This is a genomic window from Bacillus sp. LQ16, from assembly GCF_057784645.1.
Genome location: NZ_CM173491.1, coordinates 1,151,556 through 1,172,846, shown reverse-complemented (window position 1 = coordinate 1,172,846; position 21,291 = coordinate 1,151,556). Strand labels below are relative to the sequence as shown.

General features: G+C 36.0%; 19 protein-coding genes and 1 pseudogene. 1 reads left to right on the top strand and 19 read right to left on the bottom strand.

What is annotated here, in order from left to right; all coding sequences use genetic code 11:
• Nucleotides 1–3: 3 nt before the first annotated feature.
• The 18 genes and pseudogenes from AC3EMB_RS05895 to AC3EMB_RS05810 form a co-directional block, all read right to left on the bottom strand.
• Nucleotides 4–258 carry a DUF7660 family protein gene (locus tag AC3EMB_RS05895; RefSeq protein ID WP_197242073.1) on the bottom strand — a complete coding sequence of 85 codons (255 nt, stop codon included), beginning with the start codon at nt 256–258 and terminating at the stop codon, nt 4–6.
• 83 nt (nt 259–341) lie between these two features.
• Nucleotides 342–1,016 (bottom strand): hypothetical protein, encoded by a 675-nt coding sequence (locus AC3EMB_RS05890; protein WP_488517579.1) that lies wholly within the window; start codon nt 1,014–1,016, stop codon nt 342–344.
• A 116-nt stretch (nt 1,017–1,132) separates the two neighbouring features.
• On the bottom strand, nt 1,133–1,597 hold the full coding sequence (locus tag AC3EMB_RS05885; protein WP_197242071.1) for a DUF6882 domain-containing protein: 465 nt from the start codon (nt 1,595–1,597) through the stop codon (nt 1,133–1,135).
• Nucleotides 1,598–1,864: 267 nt separating this feature from the next.
• The gene (locus AC3EMB_RS05880; protein WP_197242070.1) at nt 1,865–2,182 is read right to left on the bottom strand and encodes a ribonuclease E inhibitor RraB; all 318 of its coding nucleotides are present in this window, start codon (nt 2,180–2,182) and stop codon (nt 1,865–1,867) included.
• Nucleotides 2,183–2,257: 75 nt separating this feature from the next.
• Nucleotides 2,258–2,698, bottom strand: coding sequence for a DUF7832 domain-containing protein (locus AC3EMB_RS05875; RefSeq protein WP_088022527.1), 441 nt, complete (start codon nt 2,696–2,698; stop codon nt 2,258–2,260).
• Between the two features lie 138 nt (nt 2,699–2,836).
• Nucleotides 2,837–3,202 (bottom strand): annotated as a pseudogene (locus AC3EMB_RS05870) (type IV secretion protein Rhs); the annotation flags it as partial.
• Nucleotides 3,203–3,343: 141 nt separating this feature from the next.
• The gene (locus AC3EMB_RS05865) at nt 3,344–3,589 is read right to left on the bottom strand and encodes a protoheme IX farnesyltransferase (protein WP_197242069.1); all 246 of its coding nucleotides are present in this window, start codon (nt 3,587–3,589) and stop codon (nt 3,344–3,346) included.
• A gap of 299 nt (nt 3,590–3,888) precedes the next feature.
• The gene (locus tag AC3EMB_RS05860) at nt 3,889–4,119 is read right to left on the bottom strand and encodes a hypothetical protein (protein ID WP_242806133.1); all 231 of its coding nucleotides are present in this window, start codon (nt 4,117–4,119) and stop codon (nt 3,889–3,891) included.
• A 154-nt stretch (nt 4,120–4,273) separates the two neighbouring features.
• Nucleotides 4,274–10,984 (bottom strand): DNRLRE domain-containing protein, encoded by a 6,711-nt coding sequence (locus AC3EMB_RS05855; protein ID WP_488517578.1) that lies wholly within the window; start codon nt 10,982–10,984, stop codon nt 4,274–4,276.
• Nucleotides 10,985–11,459: 475 nt separating this feature from the next.
• Nucleotides 11,460–12,533: a sulfate/molybdate ABC transporter ATP-binding protein gene (locus AC3EMB_RS05850; RefSeq protein ID WP_098251299.1), complete on the bottom strand. Its 1,074-nt coding sequence runs from the start codon at nt 12,531–12,533 to the stop codon at nt 11,460–11,462.
• Between the two features lie 13 nt (nt 12,534–12,546).
• Nucleotides 12,547–13,404: a sulfate ABC transporter permease subunit CysW gene (cysW, locus tag AC3EMB_RS05845; RefSeq protein WP_000433826.1), complete on the bottom strand. Its 858-nt coding sequence runs from the start codon at nt 13,402–13,404 to the stop codon at nt 12,547–12,549.
• A gap of 11 nt (nt 13,405–13,415) precedes the next feature.
• On the bottom strand, nt 13,416–14,243 hold the full coding sequence (cysT, locus tag AC3EMB_RS05840; RefSeq protein WP_001227879.1) for a sulfate ABC transporter permease subunit CysT: 828 nt from the start codon (nt 14,241–14,243) through the stop codon (nt 13,416–13,418).
• Nucleotides 14,244–14,277: 34 nt separating this feature from the next.
• Nucleotides 14,278–15,333, bottom strand: coding sequence for a sulfate ABC transporter substrate-binding protein (locus AC3EMB_RS05835; RefSeq protein ID WP_029442088.1), 1,056 nt, complete (start codon nt 15,331–15,333; stop codon nt 14,278–14,280).
• A 174-nt stretch (nt 15,334–15,507) separates the two neighbouring features.
• Entirely contained in the window at nt 15,508–15,684 is a 177-nt protein-coding gene (locus AC3EMB_RS05830; protein ID WP_002195255.1) for a hypothetical protein, read from the bottom strand.
• 167 nt (nt 15,685–15,851) lie between these two features.
• On the bottom strand, nt 15,852–17,384 hold the full coding sequence (locus tag AC3EMB_RS05825) for a fatty acid--CoA ligase family protein (RefSeq protein ID WP_053565058.1): 1,533 nt from the start codon (nt 17,382–17,384) through the stop codon (nt 15,852–15,854).
• Nucleotides 17,385–17,545: 161 nt separating this feature from the next.
• Entirely contained in the window at nt 17,546–17,974 is a 429-nt protein-coding gene (locus AC3EMB_RS05820) for a hypothetical protein (RefSeq protein ID WP_366987535.1), read from the bottom strand.
• A gap of 139 nt (nt 17,975–18,113) precedes the next feature.
• A complete protein-coding gene (lplA, locus tag AC3EMB_RS05815) occupies nt 18,114–19,103 on the bottom strand; it encodes a lipoate--protein ligase (protein ID WP_029442085.1) in 990 nt (329 codons plus the stop codon).
• A gap of 9 nt (nt 19,104–19,112) precedes the next feature.
• Complete coding sequence (locus tag AC3EMB_RS05810; protein WP_000784690.1) at nt 19,113–19,847, bottom strand: MBL fold metallo-hydrolase; 735 nt, start codon at nt 19,845–19,847, stop codon at nt 19,113–19,115.
• Nucleotides 19,848–20,050: 203 nt separating this feature from the next.
• Between AC3EMB_RS05810 and yhfH the strand changes: the two genes are divergently transcribed.
• Complete coding sequence (gene yhfH, locus AC3EMB_RS05805) at nt 20,051–20,179, top strand: protein YhfH (RefSeq protein ID WP_000567010.1); 129 nt, start codon at nt 20,051–20,053, stop codon at nt 20,177–20,179.
• Nucleotides 20,180–20,218: 39 nt separating this feature from the next.
• On the opposite strand, the gene AC3EMB_RS05800 is transcribed toward yhfH, so the two are convergent.
• Nucleotides 20,219–21,232: a LacI family DNA-binding transcriptional regulator gene (locus AC3EMB_RS05800; RefSeq protein WP_327905037.1), complete on the bottom strand. Its 1,014-nt coding sequence runs from the start codon at nt 21,230–21,232 to the stop codon at nt 20,219–20,221.
• Nucleotides 21,233–21,291 lie beyond the last annotated feature (59 nt).

Sequence of the window (21,291 nt, the reverse complement as noted above, 5' to 3'; positions counted from 1 at the left end):
TACTTATTCATAATAAGATCCCGCGAGTAATACCGTCGCTATGAAATTCCATGATATATTTTTAGGCATCTCTTTACCTTTATTTTGAAAAGCACCATCACAATCATTTAGCCATGCTTCCTTTGATTCTAAATAATCTTCTAATGTTATATTCTCCCACTCATCTTTATTTTCTTTGAAATCTTTTTGAAAATAAAATAGGAATTCTACTAATTTTTCTTTTGAATCTACACCATTAGCCAACTCATAAATATCCATATTATTACTCCTTTCAAATACAAGTAAAATCCTCGATCTCTTCAACACAAAAACATTCTTTTTTATAAAATGCTATCTTGTTATTAAAGATAGATTTCTTCTTTCCAACTACTGGATTTAGAATTGACTACTATTAAATTTTCACTTTCCCATTTTAATGTCCCTAAGAATCTAGAATATACCATTTCGTTACCTACCTCTTCCACCAATAGTTGATCTCGAATCTTTAATCCCTTTTCATCATACACTTCACATCGTAGCTGGAAACCTTTAACACGATGAATTCCTTTTAATATCGCTATCTTCTTACGGCTTGGACTTTTCTTAGGTGTCTTTCCAACTAAAAATATTCCTTCATAGTTTTGCTTCACAATTTCATCTAAAGATTCCTCTATATACCCTTTAACAACAGATGATGAAAAAGTAGAGTTTTCTTCAAGTCCAGGGACAACATATTGGCGTACTAATTTGCAAAACTCTTTGTATTTCTCTTCAACTAAATTTAATGCTAAAAAGTCCATAAAATCATATGGAACATATATACGAATTTCACCCGAAGCTCTATTCACTTCATATGAAATATCAGTGTTTTCGTTAGCTAAACAAAAGACAGTTACTTTTTCAATCTCTCTTAATCCCATCTCAAACTCGCTAACTTTCTTTGAGAAAATTAGCTCAAAAATTCTAATTTCATGTACAAGCAAATAATGTTTTTTAGGACGTTTTTTTTTCCAATCGTAAAACTTTACTTCAAGCAATATAATCCCCCTTACATTTATCACCATGGTATTCGGTCACTATAATACCTTTTATTAATTTATTAAACTGTACTCCTTTTTCATTCTACCTTATCTATATTTTTAATATCCTCTACTCACAATGCACGCGGTGACATAACAGCCATAAATACATCACTTCTCTCACCTGGTGCCATATACATTCCTTCTGCATCTAAATATTCAATAGAAAAAGCTGCTAGCTCATACGCCATTTCTTGATCGCATTCAAAAAGTGGATTTATAAAAACCTCACTTCCTGTAATGTTTTGTAAATCTTTCAAACAGTTAGACTTACTTCTTGCATAATCAGCCACATTCTCATTAGCCCAAGACCACATCCAACTGTTACTCTTTCCAGACCAAGACCCTATAAAAACAACACTAAATTCAAGTAACACTTGACCATTTTTTTTAACCTGTAATATACATCGATCTTGATCATACCAATACTCATCAAAGTTATAGATATTATAATCCGAAATGAATTTTTGTTGTTTACTTTCTAATTTGTCATAACACATAACAAGATAATTCTCGAATTGTTCATCCGTCATTGCCAATTATCACACGCTCCCTTCATTCAAGATCTCCACTACAAACAATATATCTTATATCTTACTCTCTCAAAACCTATATAAAGTGAAACTTTAATTAGTCCTTACCAATCGGGCTTTTACCGGTAGCCCCCCGCCCACATATCATATACCTTTCTACCACTAAGATATCTTAATATATACAAAGAAAGAAGAACTTATATAAGCCCTTCTTTCCATAAATAGTTTCTTTACTCCGTCTAATTTATTTTATCACGATAAATAAATTCAACATTATACAAATGCACCCCAACCATCTGTATATCCACCAAACTCTTCACCCAGTTTATTCAATTCCTTTTGCATCTCTACAATATCCTCATAAATTAAGAACATTTCTTTAGAACAAGTACATGTCCAATCTTCAAATTCTTCATTATAATCTAATTCACCATTTAAGCCCAGCGCTTGTAGTCTGCCAATTATTTTTTCTCCATTACCTTGATCAGGAATTGCAATAAAGAAATCTAGTATATGTTTTTTATTAAAATCTATCCCTTGCTTGTATAACATATTTAACACTTGTCCATCTTCATCTTTTGGGAATTTCATTATTTCTCCCCTTTTCTACAGCATATAATAAACCTTCATTTGGAACAAAAAATATTCCATTACTTAAAGTCCTCTTTACCCGTTATTTTTAAGTTTTTTCCATTCTGTATACCTAATATCGATCACTTCTTTTAATTTAAAGTAATTTTCCCAAGTATCTTGCACTTGATATAATGTATCACACTCTAAAAATACATCATCATAATCATCTAAATATAAACCTTTTTCAAAATCAAAATAATCTATTGCAAATTGATTCCCTTCATCATCTAACATGTCATCGCTTAAAACCCCATCCCAGAACATATAAACTTGAGTTCCAGTCATTTTTCTAAGCTTAAATTTATTAATTTCCTCTTCGGTCTCTTCTAAAAATTCATCACTAAATAAATTATTATCAATAACCCAACCTAAGAACATTCCAGTATGTACAAATGCTTGCTCCATCGGTAATTCTTGTGGGAAATCTCCTTCATAATGATATTTAGCTTTATCGTAAATTATTGTTTGGAACAAAATTCTCACTCCTATTCCACATAATATAATTGAACTCAAATAAATTAAATTAATAAAAAGCGTCTCTCTAGCATTTTATAATAATACTTCTTTTTCATCATCCGAATAATAATTCTGAACCATTTAATTTATAAAAATAAATAATTCTTTGATACACTCTTTAAAATAGAAGTAGCGTGTTACTTGACCATTCACACTCTTTTCAATACGACGATTATTCTCATCGTATTTATAAGTCACAAATGCATTGCTCTCACCTTGCTTTGTGATAGCTACAAGTTGGTCATCTTCATTCCATGTATACTTGTACTTTCCATCTGATGTACGATTGCCATTCGCATCATACGTGTATGATTCATTTCCGAATTTGACAAGCTGATTCCCCTCGTTAAATTGTGCTTCAATTGTTGTCGTTTTGTTAAGTCTCTTTGTTGTTACAGATGTACGGTTTCCAAGTCCATCATATGTGTATGATTTACTTGTTTCGTTTGGTAAGATTTCATTTGAAATTTAATTCATTGAATCACGAACCAAAAAGAAAGAAGAGCCTCTTTAAACTCTTCTTTCTTTTTAAATCCTTATATTATCATCAATAATTATTCTCTTCTGAGTCTCTCAAATACTTACACACTAACTTATAATAAATTATAATCTAAAATAACTATATACATCATAAAAAATCGAATATAATATAGCTGCTCCTACACCAATTGAAAATATCTTAAATAAATAAAAACTGAAAGACAATACAATTGGGAATGGTGTTAATAAAGAAAATAACAGTGAGTTAACACGCTGCTTTTTAAAAGTTTCTTTATCTATTATAATTCCAAAAATTACAATTCCACAAGCTATAAAAAAACACAATACCATAAAAAACATATCTTCCATATATCTCTCCTACTTTATTTTTATTTTTTAAAGGGCCTTATCCATTAAATCAAAATATATTTTCATTCCAATCTCTTTATCATACATGTATCCCGTATATTCAAATGAATTACCTGTTGCGATACCTTTTGCGTCATTTTTTAATATGTTCCTCCACGCATCATATTTGTATACACTACAACCAAAACAACGATTCAGGAATTGATGAGGAAAAACACATAAAAAGTGCATCCGAATTGTTGGATGCACTTTCTCTGCATTATACTCGCATAACTATATTTTTCTAGACTACACGTTTTTTACGCAAATCCCCCAGTAAATAATAAATACAAGAATACAATACCTACTCCTATCATAAAGGCTCTAAATAAATAATAACTTATAGTTAGAAGGATTGAAAATGCGCCTGTGAAACTAAAGAGTGCCATAAACGTACGATTTTCTTTATAACTCTCTTTATCTATTTTAAATCCTCCCCATATAAAAAGAATACCCATTACAAAAATAAATACATCAACAATAAAATCCACTATAATTAAGCATCTCCTTTCTATATATTGAAATTTTTAGCAAGTTGAACTATACGAAAAAAATCCCCCATACTATCAATCTAGTATACTTGCAAATAATTTTTCTACTTCTGTAACTGATAACATTTGAACCATAATCCTATTTAAAACCAAACTATTTTTTTCTTTTTTTTGAACTTTGATTTTTTTGAGATGTTTTTTTCTTTGGGCCCTTTTTTTTCTTAGAACTGTTTTCATGATAAGTAGTTGCATAATTTAGTGCCATATAACCTTTATTTCCAGTCATAGAATACGCAAGATCTCTTGCTAGACCTTTTCCACTATAATCCCTACTAGAATTTGCTACTGCATACCCAGCAACCCCTGTATGTAGACTAAGGAATGCTTTACTCTTTCTTCCTAATCCAGCAACGTACGCTAATCTACCACCTGTTCCACCAATAACTCCTCCAATAACACCGCGACCTGTGGTTTTAGCTAACTCCCATTTGTTTATACCTTTTAATGTTTTGTGCTTTTTATAATAAGCTATGAGATATGAACCTCCGTTAACAGCGCCACCTACCAATCCAGAAACAGCCCACCAAGGTAGAGGGAAATGTCCATCTGGATCCACTTTCATCACCGGATTATTATCCGCATACGTATACCCATTCATTGTAACCGGATCATCTTCATCACCTGGATCAGGATCCACCGATAAGAACACACCATGCTCTGGATTATAGTATCTCGCAATTAAGTAATACATCCCAATTTCTTTATCATACATGTATCCCGCATATCCAAATGGATTATCTGCTGCGATACCTTTCGTGTCGCTCTTTAATACGTTACCCCACGAATCGTACTCATATGTTGCTACAACTTCTCTATTTTGATCTGTCATCGCAACGACATCACCACGAGGGTTATAGTGATAGTATAACGTTTGTCCTTTTGACTTCATTGCTAGACGCGCGCCACTTGTTGAGTATACATATTGACGAAGTACATTTCCACTACCATCTGTCTCATATAACGGATTAATGCTATCTCCATCATAGAAATAACGTGTTACTTGACCATTTATATTCTTTTCAATGCGGCGATTATTTTCATCATATTTATACGTTGCGAATGCATCACTCTCACCTTGTTTTGTGATAGCTATAATTTGGTCATGTTCATTCCATGTATACTTGTACTTTCCGTCTGATGTACGATTACCATTCGCATCATACGTCAGATATTCCTCTCCGAATTTAACAAGCTGATTCCCCTCGTTAAATTGCGCTTCAATTGTTGTCGTTTTGTTAAATCTCTTTGTTGTTACAGATGTACGGTTACCAAAACCATCATATGTGTATGTTTTTGTTCCCCTTAATAATGGGAACACTTCTTTCGTCAGCTGATTATTCGCATCATATTCATATTGAGTCTGCGTTATTCTTCCAGTTGTTGGAGACTCATGTTTAATTGTAGTACGGTTACCCGCTTGGTCATATTCATATCGTTCCGATAGAATAATACCACTCGATGTACCTACTACTAAATCTTTAATTTTATTCGCATGGTCATAGTTAAAGGTAGAACCTGAACCATTTCCGGCTGTATACGTACGAACATTTCCTTGATCGTCATAATCAAAGCGATACGTTTGAGAACCGTCTGTCACACGAATGTTTTGATCTAGCGTGTTGTAGTCATACGATACTTTATTTGTGTATCCACCTTGCGTTACTGTTTGTTCTTTTAACTTTTCTGTCTTACTGTTTGCTTTGTCGTGATATGCCCAGTCAATTTTCCCGCCACGGCTATCTGCTGTACTTGTGACACGGTCTGCCTTGTCGTATGTTTTCGTGCGTTCTCCCCCGTTGACATGGTCTTTTACTTTCGTAACTTGTCCATTTTGGTCACGTTCCAATGTAAATGAATCTTTTCCGTTGCGCTTTTCACCAACGACGCGATCTGCTGTATCATATACAGATTCTAAAATAGAGCCGTTTGGCATTGTTGTTTTAATCTTGTTTGCATTTTCATCGTACATATTTTCAATACGACGGTTTAACGCATCGATATACACCGTGTTTTTATTATCTACATCATATTCATATTTGTGTGTCTGTGTCTTCCCGCCAAACATGACAGATTTCTCTGTTGTATTTCCATTATGATCATAACGATAATTTACAGAGGTACCATTTTTCAAAGTAACCTTCGTTAATAGATTATCTTTATTGTAATCATATAGTTTGGTATTTCCTTTTTCATCTGTCTCGCTCTTTTTATTTCCTGATGTATCATATGTGAAGGTGTTTTTCTGTCCTTCTTCATCATACGCAGCAACAACATTTCCATCGTTGTCGTACTCATTTTTTATAAGAGCGTTTCCTTCTAATAGGCGTATATCATCAAACCAAACTTTTCCTTTATTCTCTCTTCTAAAGAGCAGATAAACTTCCATACGTTTAATTGGTTTAGTGGCAGGGATTACAACCGCACTACGATTCCAATCATTTGTCCCACTTGGGAATTTCGCTTGGAAATTTTCCCCACTACCATCTTGATAATGTACATCCGCCCAAATAGAGTAATCTCGAGAGAGTTTGTCTGGTGCAGTATTTTCTACATTTACTGATTTAGACATTCCTGTTAGCGTAATTGGTTCTGCTTTTTTCTGATTTATAGTGATATGCTTGCCATATCCTACATCTGAACCACCATATTGGCTACGCTCTAATACAATAGATGAATGTCCCGTAAAGCTCTCTTGCTGAGAAACATCTTTCGGATCACAACTTGTTCCATCTCCTCGAATCCAACCTGGCATACAGCCATTTCCCGCCATATTTTCTAAACTACTATTTTCAATTGGGTTAAAGCTAGAAGAAACTTCACCTTTTTCTAGTTGAATCTTATCAAACCAGACAGAACCACTCGTAGCAGAACCGCCATTTTCTACTTGTAAATAGATTTGTACTTTTCTCGTTTGTTCTGTTGTTTTAAAAGTAACTTGACGATTAACCCAATCCCTCGTTCCTTGAACTTTATTGTGACGAGTATCATGCCATCCACCATCTACACCAGCACCGTTTTCATTTAATAACTGTACATTGAAGAAAGCAGCACCATTGGCTAAATCCGTTTTCATCATACCACTTAACGTATACGTTGTATTTGGTTCTAACGTTACTTCTTGAATTGCAGCAATATAGCCCCAATCATTATTCGTTGCTTTTGTTGAAATTTTAAGTGATGATTCTCCGCCCAGACCACCTGGTGCCGGTGTTGCATCTTTTGTAATAGATCCGGAATTATTCGCATTTACTGGTACCCATTTTTCCGTACCATTCATTTCAAAGCTTGGATTTTGAATCAGGTTTTCTCCTGTTCCCAACTCTCTAGTTGTCGCAATTGGATTTCCAAACTGATCATACTGCATGAAAGATGATGTATTTGCTGCTTGGTCTGTTTCAGATACTTCTGTGTTTGCTCCTTTATAAGCAACAGTTGTTTCACGATTTTCATTATCTGTCGCTTTTATAAGCCCGTTGTCTTTATTGTACTCAAACTTTTCTGTTCCCATTTCATCAGTAACAGAAGTTACATTCCCATTACCATCATAGGTCGCTGTTTCTGTTTGATTTTTAGGAGTTGTTGTTTTTACTAGGTTATTTGCATTATATTCATACGTTGTCGTTAAATTTAGACGTCCGGAATCTTCAACTGTTTTGACTGGGTTTCCAGCATCGTTATACGTATAAACAGTTTTACGCCCTTTAGGATTCGTTAATGTAACTTCCTTCGAATCTGTATTATATGCTAATGTCGTAGCTTTTCCTAATGGATCCATTACTTTTACTAATCTATTATTCTCGTATGCATATGATGTTTTATATGGTTTGGTATCTGTATGTTGAGGATCATAAATAGATGTTAGTAATCCATTATCATATCCGTATTTATATACTTTTCCTTCTGGTGTTGTAGAAGAAACGAGTAAATCTCCATCATATTTAAATGTAATCGTTTTGCTATCTGGGCCGATTACTCTTGCTGCTTTTTTATTATTCCCATCATATTGTACGACTAACTCTTTACCAGAAGCGTTCTTTACTTTTGATAAACGAGATTCACCATCATACGCATACGTCGTCGTGTTTCCATATTTATCTTTTGTATACTCAATACGCCCCTGTGCATCCCCAGATTTATAGAAAGTAACAGTTTGATCTTTATCTTTTATTTCATACCCGCCTGATACTTGTTTAATTTCCAAATATACACCGGTAGGGGCTTGGTACGTATTATCTCCTGTTCTAGTAAAAGTAATATTCGCACCGTCAGCAGAAATTAAAAGTAAGTTTCCATTTCCGTCGGCCCAAATTCTTTCCTCTAATCCACTCGACCAACCCGTACCAAATAAACCTACCTTTTTACTTTGACTATTATATGTTCTTTCTACTGATACATCCGGTCCGCGCCCTGATAACGTAATATCTTTCTCACTCATAATAAAGTTACCATTTGTAGCATTCACTTTACCATTTAGTACCGGAATAGATGCCCAATAATCAAACATACCCATAAATCCAAAGTCTTGAGAGAATTTAGGTACAAATTCATGAGAAATTTCACTTTCAGCATGCCCTACTTTACTATACGCTGTTACGCGGAACCAATAATTTTTAAAACCTGTATATTGACCACCTGAATTCTTATACACAGGTGATGGATCTACCGCTAATTCTGTTCCTTTTTTATCATGATGAAGTAAATATTGGCCTTTCGCTATTTCATCTTTCGTTGGCCAAATTTTCTCGTTTTGTGTTGTCCAATTTGTCTTATCTCCTACGTCGAAAGCCTCATAATCTTTCCCGTTATATACCCAAACTTTATAACCTGATGCTGCTGGAACTGCATCCCACTTTAATGTGACATATCCCGTTTCCTTATCTGTCGCATTAATATAAGCTGAACCATCTGGCTTTTTCACTTGTTCTAATGGAATAAATGGAACTATTTCATCTGAAAGTGGACTATCCCCAAACGGATACTCTGCTACAATACGAAACCAGTAGCTACTTCTTCCGCTATAATCCCCATACGGACCGCCTGCTTGATAAGCATTTTTATATATTTGTCCTGGGTTAGTAGGTGCTTCTGCCCCTTTTCCGTCATCATGTATCCAGTATCGTCCTTGTGCAATCTCTTCTGGCGTCGGGAATATTTTTTTATCTTTCGTCGTCCAGCTTGTCACATTCCCAACAGGAATATATTCATAATCATATCCATTAAAAATGGCAATATTATAACCTGTTGCTCCTGGAACTGCATCCCATTGTAGATTGAAGTGACCTGAACCACTCCCACTCCCATTTGAATAAGCTTGCACCTTTGGCATATTCGGTTTCGCATATGAATATTTCACTTCCAAGTACGGTGCATTTTCTCCATTTTCAGCTGCAATAAACTTTTTCCAATGGCTTTGCCCGTTTCCATTTGCATGTAGCTTAAACCCGTTGTTTGGTCTCGCGCCATCTACCCATGCTTTCACTGTATTCGTTACATTGAACTGGGCCCATTTTCCGCGTCCCACATCAGTTTGTGCAATGTTATTAGAACCTGGTTTATTATTCCAGTTCACTCCACCAACATTCCATCCACCTGTTACTTCATCTAACCAAACACCATTCGGTTGATTTCCATAATAATGCCAAGCTGCATAGGCGTGGAATGTTGCACCTTCAATCTTTGCACCTTTTAAATTTGAAACATTCGGTTTAACAAATGCAAAGTTTGTTCCAGTTGATCCATCATAATACCCAACTTTTAACGTATACGCATTTTGACCTGAATCCCACAGTTTTCCTCCTGAATAATTGACAGTTGGATAGGCGCTTGCAGCGTATGCATTTTCAAAGTTACCTAGTTCAACAGAAGGATCTACATATACTGGATATTTCCGCTCTGGTGCCTGTAACCACTGCGGGTCTGCAGTAACAGTTAATGTAAATGTTCTTTCAGCTGTCTTCTCAATATTGTAACGAACCGCATCTGACGTTACAGCCTCACCTGATTGTTGATCCACATTTGAATCATTCATATACGGCTTCGGTAATGTGAAGACTTTTTCTTTTTTCTCATTTTGGAAGTCGATTGAACCATCTTCCTGTAAGCTCGGTGTTAAATCTGTTTCTAATGCAAATGTAAAAATATGATGTCCTGTATATTCACGTAATACAAAATCTTCTTTTACATTTTCGTTAAACGTCGTGCTCTTTAAATCAATATTTGGGAAGATCCCTTTATACCATACTTTATTATTTTCATGTGTCGCAGTGACCGGTGCTGGCTTCACTTCACCTTTTTCACCATTTGCACTTATTAATTTGTACTGAATATTATGATTTTTCACTTTGAATTGAACGTACTTTCCATCTTGTGCTGTTTTCTCGAATTCTGGTTCTAATGTTGTATTTTCCGTTACAATTTTTGCGTTAGGTGCTTCTACTAATTTCGGTGAAACCTCTTCTAACTTTCCATTCTTTTCAATATGAATTGGTTCCGTATATACCCTTTTTGTATACGTACCATCATTATTGTCAAAAACTTTCTCTGTCTCTGTTCTTTCTTCTACAATCTCAGTCGGACTCGCCTGCACTCTAGCTTTGTTCTTCTTTAATTGATCTGGATGTGGATCCGGTAGCTCGATTTCCTCTTTCTTTTCCACTTCCGGACTTTGTTCTGAATTTGGAGATGGTGTAAACGGTGGTGCTGTTTCCGCCAATCCATTCAGTGGTATGGAAGTAACAATTAATGCAACTACGATAAGTTGGATTACGTACCTATACCATTTCTTCTTAACTTGCTTCTTTTCCATACATTCACCCCTGATTCGCATCGGTTAATTTTATACAATAACGAATCTAATGAATTTTAGAATAAAACTCAATTGAAAAAATGTAAGATTTTCAAAAAAGATACCAATTACGAATTTTTTTCAACAATTAACTTGTTATTATTACATAATTCGACAAAATGAATTATAATATCAAATTATACGGATTAATAATTAACAAAGTGTAATATCTACCTAATTTATTATGATTAAATAATGGATTAACAAGAAAATCATTCCAAAAATCAGTATTCACAACCTAATTTAACAAAAAAGAATTATCCCATGAAAGAGATTGAATCTGCGTCAAACCTTCAACCATATTTCATATAAGACTACGCTATCACAGCAAACAAAAAAAGGTGCTCAAAAGATATATTTTGAGACACCCTTCTGTTATTAATAAGTTGTTAATATAGTCGTTTTTCATTGTTAATTCTAATTAATGTTAACGCTCTTAAATCACAAAATCCTCCGGAATAAACACTTTCACTTCTTTCGGCTGTACGTATACGAAATCACCCGCTTGAATGCTGAGATGCTTGAACTGTTCTTTACTTATTTCTGCTTCTAAGTACTCATCTGTTCCATCTCGTTTTAATTCTACATATACGACAGGTCCGACTGCGTGAGAATAAGATACTTTTGCCGGGATTGCATCTACGCTTTGTTTCGTACGAGAGATTGATAAGTCATGCGGCCTTACGTAGGCTATTCCGTCTACGTTGGAAACGTGCTTATGCTCTGGTGCTTCTAGTTCGATCGATCCTACATTTAGCTTTCCTTTATGAACGCGGCCGTGAAATAAATTTACATTTCCTAAAAAGTCATATACAAACGGACTTGCTGGGTTTTCATATACTTCTTCCGGTGTTCCCATTTGTTCAATGCAGCCTTCATTCATTACAACGATGCGGTCTGCAACGTCTAACGCTTCTTCTTGATCATGTGTTACGAATACGCTCGTAATTTGAAATTCGTCATGTAATTTTCGGAGCCATCTGCGTAATTCTTTTCTCACCTTCGCATCGAGTGCACCGAACGGTTCATCAAGTAATAAAATTTTCGGTTCGACTGCAAGTGCCCGGGCTAGTGCAATACGTTGACGTTGTCCACCAGATAATTGCGCTGGATAACGTTTAGCAAAGCCATCCATTTTTACGAGCTTTAATAATTCTGTTACCTTTTCTTCTATCGCTTCTGCTGACGGTCTTAAGCTTTTCTTTCTTACTTTTAAACCGAAAGCGACATTCTCAAATACATTCATATGCTTAAAGAGCGCATAGTGCTGGAAGACGAAACCGACTTGCCTGTTTTTCACGTGAATGTCTGTTAGATCTTCCCCATCAAATGAAATAGAGCCTCCATCCGCTTCTTCTAATCCTGCAATAATGCGTAATAACGTCGTTTTCCCAGAACCTGACGGGCCTAATAAGGCAACAAGTTCACCTTTTGGAATATCCAAATGAATGTCTGTTAGTGCTTGAAATGTACCATATTGCTTTGATACACCTTGAATTTGAATACTCACCGTAATCCCCCTCTTATTGTCGTTTTTCCATTCGCCATTCAATCCAGTTTTTTATAACGAGTGTAAACACTGCAATTAATGACATTAACGTCGCTACTGCAAATGCTGCTGAAAATTGATATTCATTGTACAAAATTTCAATATGAAGCGGCATCGTGTTTGTAATACCACGCACGTGACCTGATACGACAGAAACGGCTCCAAACTCACCGATAGCACGGGCATTACATAGAATCATGCCGTATAAAAGCCCCCATTTTATATTTGGAAGCGTAACGCGCCAAAACATTTTCCAGCCACTTGCGCCAAGTGATAAAGCTGCCTCTTCTTCACTTTTCCCTTGCGCCTGCATAATGGGAATTAATTCACGTGCAACGAACGGGAAGGTTACAAAGATTGTTGCGATAATAATGCCTGGTACAGAGAAAATGAGTTTCACTCCATGTTCAAGTAACCATTCGCCAAGAGCACCCCTCGGTGTGAAAAGTAAAACGAATACTAATCCTGCGATAACTGGTGACACAGCAAACGGCAGTTCAATAAGAGAGAGTAATACTTGTTTTCCTTTAAACTGAAACTTTGTAATAAGCCATGCGGCCGCTACCCCAAATATCGTATTAAGCGGCACAACGATTAACGCAACGAGAAGCGTTAATCTAATTGCTGAAAATGCTTCTTGATCTGTAATAGCGGCAATGTATACATCCATCCCTCTTTCAAAGGCTTTTAGAAAAATAGTTATGAGTGGCAGTAATAGAAAGAGAGATAAAAATAAAACTGTAATCGTAATTAATATGCCTGGTACAAGCTTAGATTCTTTTTTAGCTGATACGCTTTTTACTATTTTCTTTTCTAATAATGTTGGTTCCATTTTCTCTCCTCCTATTCACTTTTTAGTTCATGCCTTCTACTCCAGCTTTGAATCATATTAATAAGAAGAAGGAAAAGGAGAGAAATAATAAGCATCACGGTCGCTACAGCTGTTGCCCCCGCATAATCATATTGTTCTAGTTTCGTCATAATCATCAGTGGCGCAATTTCTGTTTTCATCGGCATATTACCTGCGATGAAAACGACAGATCCGTATTCTCCTAATGCTCTTGCAAATGCGAGTGAAAAACCTGCAAGAAGAGCGGGAAAGATCTCTGGTAAAATGATTTTCACAAATATTTGTAAGCGGGATGCACCTAAACTCGAAGCTGCCTCTTCTACTTCTTTATCAATATTTTGCAGCACTGGTTGCACCATTCGAACGACAAATGGTAAACCGATAAAAGTAAGCGCAACGATAATTCCGAGTGGTGTAAAAGCTACTTTTATATGAAACAGACTAAATATTTTCCCAATCCATCCATTTTCCGCATAAAGCGTTGTGAGTGTAATACCAGCTACAGCTGTCGGAAGTGCAAACGGTAAATCAATAAGTCCATCTAATAGACGTTTCCCTGGAAATTTGTAGCGTACGAGCACCCAAGCTATTAATAAACCGAAAATGGCATTTACAATAGCAGCTGCAAATGAAGTTGTAAAACTAACTTGATAGGAATGCAACACACGCTCGTTCGTTATAACCCCAGCGAACTTCTTCCAACCTAACTGTGAAGTTTGAATAAATACGATAGAAAGTGGTATAAGTACGAATAAACTCATGTACAACATTGTAAATCCAAGCGATAATCCAAACCCTGGTAAAACACGTTTCTTCCTCATCCTCTTTCACCTCATCCCCCTTTAGCAGTACGCATTATTTTTGATAAATTTTATCGAATACGCCGCCGTCATTAAAGTGTTTCTCCTGTGCTTTTTTCCAACCACCAAATAGTTCATCTACAGTAAATAATTGAACTTTCGGAAATTGGGATGCATATTTTTCTGCTACTTTTTCATTGCGCGGACGATAAAAGTTTTTCGCCGCAATTTCCTGTCCTTTTTCTGAGTACAAATATTCAAGATACCCTTCTGCTACTTTTTTCGTTCCTTTTTTATCAACGACTTTATCTACAACCGCTACTGGTGGTTCTGCAAGTACACTAATAGAAGGGGTTACAATTTCAAATTTATCTTTTCCAAGCTCTTTTTGAGATAATAACGCTTCATTTTCCCATGCGATTAATACGTCACCAATTCCTTTTTCAACAAATGTTGTCGTTGCTCCGCGCGCTCCTGAATCTAATACTTCTACGTTTTTATAAATTTGGCTAACAAACTCTTTCGCCTTATCTTCACTATTATTATATTTTTTCAGTGCGTATCCCCACGCCGCTAAATAGTTCCAACGTGCCCCGCCTGATGTTTTTGGGTTTGGTGTAATGACAGACACACCTTTTTTCGTTAAATCATCCCAGTCTTTAATTCCTTTCGGGTTTCCTTTTCGAACAAGAAATACAATTGTTGACGTGTACGGAGTGGAATTATTCGCAAGTCTCTTCTGCCAATCTTCTGCTAATTGTTTTTTCTTACTAATCGCATCAATATCATAAGCAAGTGCTAGTGTAACAACGTCTGCTTCTAAGCCATCAATAACAGAGCGCGCTTGACTTCCAGATCCCCCGTGTGATTGTTTTACATTTACTGTTTGCCCATGCTTCTCTTTCCAATACTTCGCAAAATCTTTATTGAAATCTTGATATAACTCCCTCGTTGGATCATACGAAACATTTAAAAGCTCAACTGTTTGTTTATCTCCACTTCCTTCAGAATTACTAGTGGATGTTGCCGAACCACACCCTGATAAAAGTACAACTGCTGATAATAAAACACCTGTACTTTTCATAAACGCTGTCTTACCCCACTTTTTCATCGTTAAGTCCCCCTAGTTTATACAATAGAAAAAGGCACACAATATATTCACAAACGTGAACATTGTGCGCCTTCAGTTTATCTGATTAGCTTCTAATGTATTGTATTCGATTTCTTTTCATTTTAATTCTGTAATTCATATGTGTCAACTTGGAATTTGGATTTTCTTACTAAACTAAAATATTGGCATACTTCGAGCCCAATGATTTTTCAAATCAGCAAATTCTTTTGGTAACTTACTATTTCCATTCCATTCTAATTTATATGCATTTACTAACACCGTAGCCATTGATTCACGGTTCATTACTCCATTTTGATTAAAATTACCGTTCTTATCATTTTCAGAGTTCATCCATAATTTCACAAATAAGATATTACACTCGCCGTAAGCGTTAATCCCTTCTGTTCTATGTATATCTCCTCCTTGTTGGTCATATGAAGCTTTAAATATATGGCACCACAGCTTAATCAATGCACAAAAAAATGAGGCAACCACCTTCAAAGATGGTTGCCTCATTTTTACACTTGCATCGCTTTCTCTCTCAATGCTCTTCTTAACAACTTACCAGTCGTATTCTTCGGTAATTCTATTAAAAACTCAATGCTTTTCGGCACTTTATATTTCGCTAAATGTAACGTACAGTAATGCATTAGTTCTTCTTCTGTTACGTTCGTTTGTTTCAGAACGACGTAAGCTCGCACTGCTTCTCCTAAGTTTTCATCAGGAACACCGATTACGACAACTTCCGCTACTGATTCGTGCGTATATAATACTTCTTCTACTTCACGAGGGTATACGTTATAACCGCCAACTAGGACGATATCTTTTTTACGATCAACGATATAGAAGTAACCTTCTTCATCCATTTTCGCCAAGTCACCTGTATATAGCCAGCCGTCTTTCAATGTCGCAGCTGTATCTTCTGGTGCATTATAGTATCCTTTCATAACGTTAGGTCCGCGAACGATTAATTCACCGACTGCGCCGACAGGTACTTCTTCCCCAAGTTCATTTACAATTTTATTTTCTACATGCCAAATATTTGTGCCAATCGACCCTGGTTTACGAGGACGATCTAGCGGATTGAAACAAGTAACTGGTGATGCTTCTGATAAACCGTATCCTTCTGAAACAATAACGTTAAAACGTTTTTCAAAGTTTTGCAGAAGAGCAACAGGCATCGATGCACCACCGGAAATACAAAGGCGAAGCGTCTTCACATCTTCTGCGCTTGCTTCTTCAAATAAATATAAATAATTGTACATCGTCGGTACGCCAGCAAAAATCGTTGGTTCGTACGTGCGACAAATACGGAATACTTCTTTCGGACTAAATTTCGGTAACATTAAAATTGTTGCCCCGTTCACAATCGGTGCATTTACCGCAACTGTTAAACAGAACACATGGAACATTGGCAGTGCCGCAACGACGCGATCGTCAGCAGTAAATTGTAAATAAGACGCAACATCGTTCGCATTACTATATAAATTTTTATGTGTTAACATAGCGCCTTTCGGTTTTCCAGTTGTACCTGAAGTGTATAGGATAACCGCTACATCTTCTTCATCTAGTTCAGGGCCTTCGTATTGTAAGTCTCCAGCCCCCACAAAACTAGTAAACGTTTTCATTTTTTCGGTTTCTGTATGGTTAAAATCTGATGAGGTTTCGCATATGATGATGTTTTCTAATGAAGGAAGTCTTGTTGTAAGAGATTGTATAACAGGTAGAAGGACGTCGAGTACGATGATTGTTTTTACATCTCCATTTTGTAAAATATAATGCATTTCGTCTGCTGTATAAATTGGATTAACTGGAATAACAGTTGCTCCGGCTTTCATTGTTCCGTATAAACCGACCAAAAAATGTGGTGAGTTCCCAACAACTAATGCGACATTGTCCCCTTTTCCAATGCCCATTTCTGCTAAATTGCTAGAAAACCTTGTGACCATTTTGTTTAATTGGTCATATGAGACCGACTGATCCATAAATATATAAGCCGGTTTATCCCCCTTCTTTTTTGCCGTTTCAGCCAAAGATTGAACGAGATTCACAAAAACCCCACCTTTATAAAATTTAGAATATTTAAAAATTCTAAATTAATTATATTAAAAGAAAATTAAAGTGGCAAGTGATATTCTATTAACTGCATATAGACAGATCACCTTCTCTTGGTTTACTTTGGAAAGATAAGGGAATTTTATTCGCAAGTAATTTATGAAACTAGACCAGAAATCATTTTAGGATAATATGCATTCATCTTTTCTCTAAGTTTATTAAGTTCCTCTTTATTTAAGTTCGTATACTCTCCATACAAATTCAAAACGTCCGCTCCATTTTCATGAAAATACACGGTAACATATAACGTCGGTAACCCTTTATTGTTTTCATCTATTGATAAGACGACATCTGGCGTTTTATTAACAGTGCTGAATGTTTCATTTCTTTTCCATTCCTTATTTTGAAACCTGTCCTGTATATCCTGTATCTTCCGTTTGTTATCTGTATGCGTAAAATATATAACATTATCCCGCGCTGGCTTTCCGATAGATAAAAGGGTACGACTTGAGGAAGTTTCACTGTTACACGCTGCAATCCCAATGAAGAATCCGAGCAATATTACAATGTGTATGACCCTTTTCATATCAATCCGCCTCCTTTTCATATATATATTCCTTTATAAGAGGCAGATGTCCTGTAAGTATACATTTTGTGGTAAATGGAATTATATCGACAAAACTATAAAAAGAAAGAGGCTGCCTTTATGGCACCCTCCCTCATTTTTAGAAGAATAAATGTAAGAAATCTTCTGTTGTAATGTTACCGAAGTAGCGTGCGATATCTACGCCTTCTAAAGCTGCAGTGAATGCATCTTTATCGAACTGAATGCCTGTTAGACGCTCTTCAATATCATGAACATCTAGTGAACCAAAGAAGTCGCCGTAAATTTTACATTCTGTTACTGTTCCTTTTTTCACTTCAAGACGAACATCAACTTGTCCAACTGGGAAGCGGTGTGAATGTTGTAAGTTGAACTTCGGTGATTTTCCGTAGTTCCAATCCCAATTTTGGTAACGTTCTTCAGAAAGTTTGTGGATCTCTTTCCAATCATTTTCTGTTAATTCGTACGTTGGGATTTCTGTTTCTCCTTCGAAAATTGTTTCTAGAAGAAGTTGTCTGAACTCTTCTGTCGTCATTTCTTCGTTTAGAAACTCTGTAATGTTCGCAACGCGGCTACGGATTGATTTAATTCCTTTTGATTGAATCTTATCCATTTTTACTTTTAATGCTGATACGACGTGATCGATTTCAGAGTCAAATAGTAACGTACCGTGACTGAACATACGACCTTTCGTTGAGAACTGCGCGTTACCTGAAATTTTTCTACCTTCAGCTAAAATGTCGTTACGACCACTTAGTTCTGCATTTACGCCTAATTTACCAAGCGCTTTCGTTACAGGCTCAGTAAATTTTTTGAAGTTGCTGAAACTGTCTCCATCATCTTTCGTAATAAAACTGAAGTTTAAGTTTCCTAAGTCATGATATACTGCGCCTCCGCCTGATAGACGACGAACGACATGAATACCTTTTTCTTTTACGTAATCTGCATTAATTTCTTCTACTGTGTTTTGGTTTTTACCAATGATAATCGAAGGCTCATTAATGTAGAACAGTAAATATGTTTCGTTAATATCTAAATTTTTCACACAATATTCTTCAATCGCTAAGTTTATTCTAGGATCTGTAATTCCTTTATTATCAATAAATAACATCGTATCACCTCATGAGTTCCATACGTAGCCACTATGCGCTAGCGTAATATGGCCACTGAAAATTTGTTTTGCTTCTGTTACTAAATCAGATGGGTTGCCTGTATGCGGTAAGTGCGTTAATAAAAGTTCTTTTACATTCGCATCTTTTGCAATACTTGCTACTTCTGTACTATTCATATGCCCTGCTTTTGCAGCCTCTTGATGTGCATACATATTACACTCACAAATGAAAAGGTCAGCATCTTTTGTGAATGGAATGAATTCAGGAATATAACTTGAATCAGCGCTGTATACTACAGCATCATCTCCAGCTGTAATACGCATCGCAAAGCATGTAACAGGATGAACAGTTTTTAAGAACGAAATCGAGAACGGTCCAACTTGAAGTGTTTCTTCTGGATTGTACGCGATTCCTTTCGTATGTGGTTCATGTGTTAAAGAATGGAATCCATTCTCGTCAAACGTATGACCGTATATTGGTAATTCCGGTAATTGCCTTGTTGTCGCACTCGTAATTAATCTCGCATATTGCAATACCCCAATGTCCGCAACATGATCGTGATGATAGTGTGACAGTACAACTGCATCTATATGAGATGGTGTTATATATTTTTGAAGCTGTGCTAGTACACCACTACCACAGTCTACAAGTAAACGAAAACCATCGTGTTCAAACAAATACCCCGACGTTGCTTCTCCCGCTTCTGGAAAGCCGCCCCAAAAGCCGACAACAGTCATTTTCATATGTATCCATCCTTTCTAAAACCGAGTAGGAATGCAGTTTTTCTCCGTACTTGAGAAAGTTTTTTACTTACATCCTACATTGTTAACTATAATCCATTTCCTAAACTTTTTCATTAATTTTCAATTTTGTTATAAAACAGTTGTTGACTTTTATTTTTTGTACTAATACAATAATAGTAAGAAATGGAAATGGAGGGATTGACATGATCGATCAACCAATGGAGTTTTTCAGAAATTTACCGACGAAAACTTGTGCGCACTGTGGGAAAGAAATTGATGAGCAACACGAAGCATACCATAACAAATGTGACGATTGCGTTCACGAAGAATAGTAGTTTGTGAACATAAAAAAACCTAGCAGACATAGTCTACTAGGCTAATAACATCTTATCCTTCATCGTTGAACCTTTCACCAAGAGCTCCAGTTCAAACTCATACAATTCTTTTTTTCGATAATTTTTCGTATGGATTTTATCCATCATCAGGTCGACAACTTTTCGGGCCATTTCATCAATTGGCTGTTCAATTGTCGTAATACCTGGTTCTGTAATCTGCGATAATATTTGATTATCAAAACCGATAACAGCGAGATCATCTGGAATGCTCCAGTTATGGCGTTTCGCCTCTGAGATAATTCCAGCTGCTACCTCATCGCCTCCTGCCAAAATCGCGGTAGGATTTTTTTTGTCCTTCAATACTTCATGGAATATTCGTTTTCCATCTTCCCAAGAGAAAGCGTTTTCAAGAAAGTCAATCGCTTCTACTTGGCGGCTCTTCTCAGTTATTGCACGTAAAAAGCCCATTTTTCGCTGCTGGCTAACGACTTTGGTTTCGTTACCACGGCAAAAAATAAGATTACGATATCCTTGATCTAACACATGCTTCGCAGCTATGTATGCTCCTTGCGCATGATCAAACTTCACTGTTGGAATATTTGCTTCCTCAATATATTCATTACACAACACGATTGGACCGTGCTGTAAGTATGGCTCTACATCTTCCCACGGATTTTCTAGTGAACATAGAATAATCCCATCTACTTGTTTCGTAGATAATAATTGTAAATACTCCATCTCTTTTTCCGGTAAATATCTTGTTTGACAAATAATCAGTTTATATTTATGTTCAGAAGCAGCAATCTCGATTGCTTCAATAAATCTACTGAAGAAAGGATTTGTAACCCTTGGAACTAGCACCGCAATTGTTTCCGTTTTTTGTTTACGAAGCCTTCTCGCCGCAGAATTAGGAACGAAGCCTAAATGCTTCATTGCTAATTGAACCCTTTTTTTCTTCTCATCTGAAACATATGGATGATTATTAATCACCCTAGAAACCGTTGTCCTTGATAACCCCGCTAATTTCGCCACGTCCTCTATAGTCGACACGAAATTCTCCCCCTTTGCATGAAAACGTTTTCTTAAATTGATTATATAGTATATTATTG